Origin of the sequence: Clostridium sp. CAG:221, from assembly GCA_000435835.1 — a bacterium.
Lineage (GTDB): Bacteria > Bacillota > Clostridia > Clostridiales > Clostridiaceae > Clostridium.
The window spans coordinates 10,806-20,526 of the sequence record FR883376.1; the positions used below are offsets into that span (position 1 = coordinate 10,806).

The 9,721-nt window shown below is 27.3% G+C and carries 10 protein-coding genes and 2 pseudogenes; 10 read left to right on the plus strand and 2 right to left on the minus strand.

Features of this window, described 5'->3' with window-relative positions:
* The 9 genes and pseudogenes from deoA to scpB form a co-directional block, all read left to right on the plus strand.
* A pseudogene (gene deoA, locus Q5O44_RS03180) lies at positions 1 to 589 on the plus strand (pyrimidine-nucleoside phosphorylase); the annotation flags it as partial.
* Between the two features lie 89 nt (positions 590 to 678).
* Positions 679 to 1,893 carry a D-alanyl-D-alanine carboxypeptidase family protein gene (locus Q5O44_RS03185; RefSeq protein WP_022166943.1) on the plus strand — a complete coding sequence of 405 codons (1,215 nt, stop codon included), beginning with the start codon at positions 679 to 681 and terminating at the stop codon, positions 1,891 to 1,893.
* Between the two features lie 117 nt (positions 1,894 to 2,010).
* Entirely contained in the window at positions 2,011 to 2,643 is a 633-nt protein-coding gene (locus Q5O44_RS03190; RefSeq protein WP_022166944.1) for a hypothetical protein, read from the plus strand.
* A gap of 129 nt (positions 2,644 to 2,772) precedes the next feature.
* Entirely contained in the window at positions 2,773 to 3,720 is a 948-nt protein-coding gene (locus Q5O44_RS03195; protein WP_302637249.1) for a CobW family GTP-binding protein, read from the plus strand.
* A 10-nt stretch (positions 3,721 to 3,730) separates the two neighbouring features.
* The gene (locus Q5O44_RS03200; protein ID WP_022166946.1) at positions 3,731 to 4,351 is read left to right on the plus strand and encodes a GTP-binding protein; all 621 of its coding nucleotides are present in this window, start codon (positions 3,731 to 3,733) and stop codon (positions 4,349 to 4,351) included.
* A 21-nt stretch (positions 4,352 to 4,372) separates the two neighbouring features.
* Positions 4,373 to 5,287 carry a permease gene (locus tag Q5O44_RS03205; protein ID WP_022166947.1) on the plus strand — a complete coding sequence of 305 codons (915 nt, stop codon included), beginning with the start codon at positions 4,373 to 4,375 and terminating at the stop codon, positions 5,285 to 5,287.
* 8 nt (positions 5,288 to 5,295) lie between these two features.
* Positions 5,296 to 5,955: a hypothetical protein gene (locus Q5O44_RS03210; protein WP_022166948.1), complete on the plus strand. Its 660-nt coding sequence runs from the start codon at positions 5,296 to 5,298 to the stop codon at positions 5,953 to 5,955.
* Between the two features lie 21 nt (positions 5,956 to 5,976).
* Positions 5,977 to 6,729: a segregation/condensation protein A gene (locus Q5O44_RS03215; protein WP_022166949.1), complete on the plus strand. Its 753-nt coding sequence runs from the start codon at positions 5,977 to 5,979 to the stop codon at positions 6,727 to 6,729.
* Positions 6,722 to 7,342 carry an SMC-Scp complex subunit ScpB gene (gene scpB / locus Q5O44_RS03220; protein WP_022166950.1) on the plus strand — a complete coding sequence of 207 codons (621 nt, stop codon included), beginning with the start codon at positions 6,722 to 6,724 and terminating at the stop codon, positions 7,340 to 7,342. Before Q5O44_RS03215 ends, scpB begins: the two co-directional genes overlap by 8 nt.
* Positions 7,343 to 7,366: 24 nt before the next feature.
* Here the strand turns inward: scpB and ytfJ are convergent, their stop codons facing one another.
* A complete protein-coding gene (ytfJ, locus tag Q5O44_RS03225) occupies positions 7,367 to 7,768 on the minus strand; it encodes a GerW family sporulation protein (RefSeq protein ID WP_022166951.1) in 402 nt (133 codons plus the stop codon).
* Positions 7,769 to 7,780: 12 nt separating this feature from the next.
* Positions 7,781 to 8,359, minus strand: coding sequence for a DUF2953 domain-containing protein (locus Q5O44_RS03230; protein WP_022166952.1), 579 nt, complete (start codon positions 8,357 to 8,359; stop codon positions 7,781 to 7,783).
* Positions 8,360 to 8,621: 262 nt separating this feature from the next.
* Between Q5O44_RS03230 and Q5O44_RS03235 the strand changes: the two are divergent.
* Positions 8,622 to 9,419 (plus strand): annotated as a pseudogene (locus Q5O44_RS03235) (D-alanyl-D-alanine carboxypeptidase family protein); the annotation flags it as partial.
* Between the last annotated feature and the right edge of the window lie 302 nt (positions 9,420 to 9,721).

The following is a 9,721-nucleotide window of genomic DNA, read 5'->3' on the forward strand; positions in this document are numbered from 1 at the left end:
TATGGATCAGCCTCTTGGTTATGCCATTGGTAATATCCTTGAAGTAAAAGAAGCTATAGAATTATTAAAAGGTAATGGGCCTAAAGATTTATTAGAGCTAACACTTACTTTAGGTGCAAATATGCTTCTTTGTGCTGAAAAGGTTACAAGTATTGAAGAGGGTAAGGCACTTTTAAAAGAAAATATAGCTAATGGAAAAGGTCTTGAGAAGCTTAAAGAATTTATTAAGGCTCAAGGTGGAGATGTATCACCAATAGATAATCCAGAATTGTTCCCAGTGGCAAAGTACATAATTCCTGTAACAGCAGAAAATGATGGATATATTACAAAAATTAATACTGAAGCAATGGGACTTATAGCTATGGAGTTAGGAGCTGGGAGAGCTACTAAGGACAGTATAATAGATTTAACAGTAGGAATAGTGTTAAATAAGAAACGTGGAGATAAAGTGAATAAAGGTGATGTTATAGCTTATATCCACAGTAATAAAGAAGATAATAATAAAATTGAAGAGAAAATAAAGGAAAATATTAAAATAGAAGCAGAATTTAATGATAATATTCCTTTAATATATAATGTAATAAGCTAAATTTAAAAAATATAATAGAAAGAGATGGATTTCTTTCTATTATATTTTTTTTTCTTTTGGTAACACTAAGCTTGAGAGGAGGAAGAGAGATGAAAAACACGCTAATTAAGACAATATCTCTTGCTATTTTAACTTTATTATCCTTTAATACATTTGTATATGCAAGTATAGGTGAGCCAGTAGATATTGCTGAAGAGTATAGCATATTATCTTCTACTACTTATGAGGAAGGCATGAATGTTGATGCAAAATCAGCATTATTAGTAGAACCTGTTAGCGGTACTGTTCTTTATGAAAAAAACTCTGAAGAAAAATTTGCACCAGCATCTGTTACTAAAATAATGACAATGTTATTAGCTATTGAAGCAGTTGATAATGGAAACATTACATTAAATGACAAGATAGTTTGTAGTGAAAACGCCAAAAACATGGGTGGAAGCACAATGCTGTTAGATACTGGTGAAGTTAGAACTGTAGAAGAAATACTTAAGGGAATTGCAATTGCTTCTGGAAATGATGCAGCAGTTGCAATGGCTGAATTTTTAGGTGGAAGCGTTGATAATTTTGTTTCTATGATGAATAAAAGAGCAAAAGAATTAGGTATGGTAAATACAAATTTTAAAAATTGCAATGGCTTACCTGAAGAAGGTCACTATACAACAGCTAAAGATATTTCAATAATGTCTTTAGAATTATTAAAACATCCATCAATATTAAAGTATACAGGTACATATATGGAAACTATCTCTGAAGGAAGGAAAAGTCCTATAGAACTAGTAAATCATAATAAGCTTGTAAGATTTTTTGAGGGCTGTGATGGATTAAAAACTGGTTATACCGAAGAAGCTAAATATTGTATATCTGCTACAGCTGTAAGAGATGGCGTAAGAATGTTAGCAGTAATAATGGGTGCACCTACATATAAAGTAAGAAATCGTGATGCAAGTATGTTAATGAATTATGGATTTTCAAAATATGAAGGTAAAAAAATATTTTCAAAAGATGAAGATGTAGAAAAAATCTTTTTAGGTAAAAATACCGATAGATATTTTATAGCAAAAGCAAAAACTGATTTAACTATAGTACTTGAAAAGGGTACCAATGGAGATCCTGAAAACAAGATTACATTAAATAATGAAAAAGATTCTTACAAAGAAGGAGAAATTGTTGGTATTTGTGAAGTTTTTGTAGGTGATAAAAAAGTAGGAGAAGTTGAACTATATTGCGATAGAGATGTTGAAAAAGCAAACTTCTTTGAAAATATAAAATATAACTTAAAAAACTTATTTAAAGAAGGAATATAATATAAAGAAAGAGTATCTTAAGATACTCTTTTTTCAATATAATTTGTCTTGAACATTAACAAAATATATATATTTATACAATATTTATTGTGATATAATCAAATTGGAGGTGATAGGATGACTAGAAAATTAAGGTCTATATCTTACATAGTATTAGTTTCGATGCTTTTTTCAGGTTGCTATAAAGAAAATTCAAATGATGATATAAATGGAGATACATTTACTGATGAAATAATTACTACAGTAGATGGAAACACAGCTACAGCAGGAGAGGATAGTGGTGATATAGCAGAAGAAACAAATACTGAATTTAATGCCCTTGGCAATACTTATATTGGGAATAAGGGCTATGAAGGCTTTAATGCCAATGATGAAATAGTTAATAGTAGTAATTATGTACAAAATGAATATAAAGAAATAGATTTTGCAATAGATTTAGTATCACAGCACTTACTTGGAAATGCAGGTGTATATGATTATCTGGTTTCTAGCAATGAAGATGGCAATGTAATTCCACTGACTGATAATGACCGAGCACATATAGAAAAGGATTTATATAGTTTTAAAGTTGACCAATATGGTGTTTATGAAGATACTCCTTTGTACTTTAATTTTATGTATGCTCAATTCCTAGGGTTTGATGGTGATGGAGTTAAGTTATATATTAGAGGTCATATTTCAGGATTTGCTGTTTCTTATATTGTAACTGTATATGAACAAGGGAATAATTTAGTAGCGAAAATACTATAAAGCGAATATAGAAGCCTTGAGGAATCCTCTTCCTTAAGGCTTTTTTATTTAATAACAATTCATAATTTATATTTATAGTTCATAAAATTATTTATGAGTGAATTGATTAATTTATATGGATGGAATACTGTGATAAAAAAAGTTGATATTATTTCTGGATTTTTAGGGGCAGGAAAAACTCGTTTTATTAAAAAGTTAATAAATGATAATTTCTATAAAGATAAGATTGTTATTATTGAGAATGAATTTGGTGAAGTTAATATAGACAGTGAAATATTAAAGGAGTCTAAGGCTGTAATTAAAGAAATTACTGCTGGATGCATTTGCTGTGAAGTTACAGGCTATTTTAAGGAAGCTCTTATGGAGTTAAATAATAATTATGAATTTGAGCGTATAATTATTGAACCTACAGGAATAGCCAAGTTAAGTGAGATAATTAAAACATTTAAAGATGAAGATTTAAAAGAAATATGCAGTGTTGATAATATTATTACAATAGTTGATTGCTTGAAATTCCATATGTATATGAATAATTTTAGAAGATTCTATATAGATCAAATTAAATATGCAAATATAATTGTCTTAAGTAGGGTACAATTAGCTGATAAAAATACAGTTAATTATGTACAGGAGGAAATAAAAAAGATTAACCCTAATGCACAGATTTTAGATTGTATTTGGGATGAGGTTAATCTTAAGGATAAAATAGTAAATAAAAATCATACGGTGCAAAATACTTCTAAGAATAAAATTACTATGAAAAATATAAAAGTAGGCAGTGGAAAAATATCTACAAAAAAAGTAAATGATTCTTTTCAAAGCTTTACATTAAAGTTAAATAGAAAAATATCTCCTGAAGAATTAAGTAGTAAGTTCAAATTCATTGCTTCAAGTAAAAGTTTTGGAACAATTCTTAGAGCCAAAGGTATAGTGCAGCTTTTAAATGGTCAATATGGTCAATTTGATTTCTCATTAAATGAATATAATATTGAAAAAATAGATTATAATGATGAAAATATAATTTCCTTTATTGGAGTGGATATAAATAAAAAAGAATTAGAGCATTTCTTTAAATGAGGTATGGTTAATGAAAGCAGATTTAGAAATAGTATGTGGCTTTATAGAGGCTGGTAAAACAGCCTTTATAAATGCTTTAAATGAATTAACTAAAATAGATGATGAAAAAGCATTAGTAATTTTAACAGAAGATGGACATAGCAAAATAGAAGCAAATTCAAAAGAATATAAAATTATATATTTTAATGATGATATATCTTTATTAGGGTCAAAGATTATTGAAAACATTTATAAATATAAACCTTACAAAATTATAATTGAGTATAATGGAACATATACAATGGAAGATTTTTATAAGATATATGCAGAAAATCTTAATAAATATTGTAGATTAAGATGTGTATACTATATTATCAATGCAAAGACATTTCTATATTACTTTAAAAACTTATCTGAGCTATTTATACCATATATAGAAAATAGTAATTTAATACTGTTGAATAATTATAAAAAAGTTACTAGTAAAGAAATAGATGAAATATACCATATTATTTCTTCCATAAACTATAATGGTCACATATTATTTAGTGACGACAATAGTACTATGCTTACTGAACTGAGAAAATCTAATTTGTTTTTGAATAATAAGTTTAGGAAGATTAAGATAAATTTGCGTAAAAAGTTTAATTAATTAGTAAGAGATGGTGAAGTAATGATTGTATTTAGACATTGGTGCTGGAGTTTTTTAGGTGTTGTTATTGAATCAATTCCATTTATAGTTATGGGGGCTATTATATCAACAATTATACAGTTTTATATTACAGAAGAGGTTATAAGACGAATTGTTCCTAAAAGAAAGGTCCTGGCTTTTCTTGCAGCTGCTTTTATGGGATTGGTTTTTCCAATGTGTGAATGTGCTATAGTACCAGTATCAAGAAGTCTAATAAAGAAAGGTGTTCCTGTTGGCATTGCAATAACTTTTATGCTTTCTGTACCAATAGTAAATCCATTTGTTATTGCATCAACATATTATGCATTTGATGCTAATCTTACCATTGTTATAATAAGAGTGTTAGGAGGAATATTCTGCTCTATAATTGTTGGAACCATAATATCATATATATTTATGAATACTCCAATAGAAAACATTATATCTGATGGATATCTTGATTTATCATGTGCTTGTTGCAGCAGTGAAAAAAAGTATTATACATCAAAATTAGATAAGCTTCACACCATAGTATGCCAAGCTTCAAATGAATTTTTAAACATAAGTGTATATGTAATACTGGGAGCATTGATTTCTAGTATATTTGGAAGTGTTATAAAGGAAGAAATTTTAAATGACTATACATTTAATAATGTACTGGCAATAGTAATAATGATTGGTATATCATTTTTATTATCTTTATGTTCAGAAGCAGATGCTTTTGTTGCCAGCAAGTTTTTAAAGAACTTTGGTATTCCATCAGTCAGTGCCTTTATGGTTTTAGGCCCAATGATGGATTTGAAGAATTCCATATTAACATTAGGTTTGTTTAAAAAGAAATTTGCTACTACATTAATCATAACAATATTGCTGGTAGTTACAGCCTTTTCTATCTGTCTTTCCTTTATAAAGGTATAGGAGGAGTTATGAAAAGAATAAATTATGATGAATTAATTTGGTTTATACTGCTAGTAATTTTAAATTTCTTAATGTTTTTCTTAATAAAAAGTGATGAAATACAAAATTTTATAAATGGTCGTATGCTTATATTTTTTAAATTTTCTGTTATAATTTTGGTTTTGTTTTCTATTTGTCAGTTCCCTAAAATTTTCACAATTCCAAGTAGGAGGTACATTACCAATAAATTTTTTCCATTAATATTCTTTGTAATAATCCTTCTTTTATATTTTGCATATCCTGATGATAGAAATGAAGTCATTAATGATAGTTTTAATAATATTTCAGATATTACTGAAAATATTGATGATTATGATGGAGAGAAGCTTTATTTTAAAGGATTTATATATGTAGATAAAGAAGAATCAGGAAAAGTATATTTAGCTAGAGAACGGCTTACTTGTTGTCAATATGATTCAAGGATAATTAAGATCCCTCTTCTAAATATGGAAGATATTAAGGAAGATACATGGATAATTGTATATGGAAAAGTAATTGATGATGATGGATTAAAGCTTAAGGTTGTAGATTATGAAAAATGTCCTGAGCCTGAGGAGAGATTTTTTGAAAGAAGACTGATATCTGCTTGTTATTTTCACCTTAACTTGTTATTATTAAAACTGAACTAAAATAGTGAAGGGTGGATTAGCATGGAACTTCCAAAAATTAAAGTGGCTGATTTTGAAGGTCCATTTGATTTATTATTACATCTTATAAAGAAGAATAAAATGGATATATATAATATTGAAATATATAAAATTACTAATCAATATTTACGTTATTTAGATGAAATGAAGGAAATGGATTTGGAAATAACTTCTGAATTTATCGTCATTGCTGCAACTTTAATTGAGATAAAATCTAAAAGTTTATTGCCAAAGGTTAAAGTTGAAGATGAAAATGAAGAGGATATTGAAAATAAGCTTAAGCTAAGATTAATAGAATATAAGCAAATAAAAGCGGTGTCAAGCTTCTTTAAAGAAAGACATATTAATTCTGGAGAAATCTATAGTAAAAAGCCAGAAATTATTGAAATTGAAGAGGAAAAAGCACCTAAGTGTAATGAAGATATATTTAAGAATTTAACCTTAATTGACTTATATAATATTTATAATAATATTCTTGATACTTATCATAATAAACAAAACAATATCAATGTGGTTCAAAGAAAGATATATACTGATAAGTATAAGGTAGAAGATAAGATGAAGGAGCTACTAGATAGATTCAATAATGCAAATGTTATTGAGTTTAGAAGTATTATTAAGGAAAGTGAATCAAAGTTAGAGACAGTTGTAACATTCTTAGCATTACTTGAATTAATTAAGTTAAGGGTTATTATTGCATATCAAGAAGGTAATTTTAAAGAAATACTAATGAAAAGGAGAGTAGAAAATGAATAATATAGACGTTAATCAATATGAATTTGCAGAAACTTCAAGAAAGAATAAAATAAAATCTGCTATTGAAGCAATGCTATTTGTGGCTGGAGAACCATTAAATATAAAAGACATTTATACAAACCTTGAACTTGATAGAAAGACGGTAAAAGAGATATTAAATGAGCTTGCTGAAGATTTTAAATCTGAAAGTAGAGGTATAAAGCTTATAAATATAGATGATTCATATCAATTTGTTACTAAGCCTGAAAACTCAGAATTTATACAAAAGCTACTTAAAAAGAATAAAAGACAGTCATTATCACAAGCTTCCATAGAAAGTTTGGCAATTGTAGCATATAAACAACCTATAACTCGTGTTGATATTGATGAAATCAGAGGGGTTAAATCAGAATCTGCATTACAAAGATTATTGGAACGTGATTTAATAAAAGATGTTGGAAGACTTGAAGTTCCAGGAAGACCTATATTATATGGAACCACAGATGAATTCTTAAGACAATTTGGTTTACAATCATTAAAGGAATTACCTTCACTTGATTTATATGAAGACAGTGATGCAGATAATTCTTTAGAATTATTAAACTCAGCATTACAAGGAATTGAAGAAGAATAAAAGGAAGATTGTATCTTCTTCCTTTTATTCTTTTTTATTTTCTTTTTCACAGTCTTTATTATAGCTCTTAACAAAATCAAAAATTTGTGGAATATAATCAACTAATTTATCCATGGTAGAATCATGATCTACATTTAGAAGTCTAACAAAATCATCTTTAATAACTAAAAATGCTACTGGTTTTACGCTTACTCCTGCACCAGATCCACCTCCAAATGGATATCCACTTTCCTCAGTAGTTGAATCTTTTTCACCAAATTCACTTCCTCCAGAAGCAAATCCTAAGGTTACTTTTGATATGGGAATTATACACCCTCCATCTTGTAGTTCAACTACATCGCCTACAACGGTATTTACATCAATCATATCCCGTAAATTTTCCATTGTGCTTCTCATTAAATTTTCTAATTCATGCTTATTGGCCATACTATTTCCCTTTTAATGGGCACCTCCTCTAATAGGTATACTACTTTTTTTGATTAAAAATAACATATATATAATTTTTGCAATATTTATAGTTAATATACACATAATTGATATATTGATAATGTACTTATCTTTAAAAATTGGGTTAAATTTATTATCAAAGTTCTTTATTTTAAAAAAAGTTGATAATATTTTAAAGATGATTGGATTTAATGAATTTAAAAGTCCATAAAGTATAGCTGTACCTGCAGCATCATTAACAGAAAAATCAATATTGCTATTAACTTTAAAATATGGCTTATATCTATTATTAGATAGATTCTTAAATAAAAGTATCATAGAAAATTTAGTACCTCTTATCTTTTCTTGAGCCTTTTCTTCTACTTCTTCTTTTATATTGTGGCTAGTATCATACTTTTTCACTGTATCGTCCTTGATAAATTTTTTTATTATTCCACCATCAGAAGAAAGAAGGTTTATTTTATAAAATTTTATTTCATAAAAATCATCTAAATATTTTATAGATAGCTTTAAAGGAATGGGCATAAAAAGCAAGAATAAAAGAAAAAATACAAGTAATAAAACAATCATAGCACCTACTCCTAACATTGTTTTATATTATTTCCTTCATATGAAAAATTATACTTAATATTTTTTATAAAATAATGAGTAAAAATAGCTTTTTTGAAAAAACTATTTTCATAAATGGATTTAACTAGAGGGTGATTTTATGAAATTAACTAAATTTATATATTGCATTATATTTTTTACTATATTTTCTTTTAATTTATTAATGAGTCCAGTATATTCATTTAGTGCTGAAGAAGATGATTTAGAAAATGATGCAGTTAATATGGAAAACACTAATAACTTTGAAAGTAATAGTTATTTAGTTGATAATTTAAGGGTAGATGCAAGATGTGCCATTGCTATTGATGGTGAAACAAATCAGATATTATTTGCACAAAATGCTTTTGAAATTGTCCCTATGGCAAGCACTACAAAAATTATGACAGCTTTAATTGCTATTAATTATGGTGATTTAGATAGAGAAGTTGTTATAAGCAAAAATGCAGCAAGTATAAGAGGATCTAAAGTTGGATATTCCGCAGGTGAAAGTATAAAAATGAAAGAACTTATCTTCGGACTTATGTTTAAATCAGGTAATGATGCAGCTATTGCCATTGCTGAAGATATAGGCGGATCTGTTGAAGGATTTGCAAAGATAATGAATGACTTTGCCAATAGCCTTGGAATAATGTGTTCTAATTATGAAAGTCCACATGGGCTTGATAGTCAAAAACATTACTCTTCTGCCTACGACTTAGCAATACTAACATCTAAAGCAATGAAAAATGAATTATTTAGAGAAATTTGTGGATCAAAGACTATTGCTAAAGAAACTTATGGTTTTACAAGAGATTATCAAAATATCAATAAGATCTTGTGGAAAATCCCTAATGCAAATGGAGTAAAAACTGGTTATACAGGTCAAGCAGGTAAGTGTTTAGTTACATCTGTAAATCATGAAGGTAGAGACATAATAATAGTAGTATTAAATTGTACTGACAGGTGGAATCAAACTGAAAAAATATATAATCATGTATGTAGTAAGTATATCTTTAAAAATGATTCTACTAAAAATTTAGTAGAATCAATGGGTATGATTAAATTAGCATCAGTTTTAGATGAAAGTGATTTTGCTTATGGATTTAAAGAAAATGAAAAAATTGAAATAGAAGTTTTTTCTCCTATTGGTGATGTGCATAAAGGAGATACTTTAGGAAAGTTATCATTATATGATGAAAATACCGAGGTAACAAAAAAAAATTTTAAAGCATGCAAAGATTTAAGCAAAGAATGTTTTGAAGAAATTATAAGTTAATGTAGTTAAAAATATAGTATTTATACTATATTTTTCAGTTTGTTGAAAAACCCCCTGTTTAAAAAACA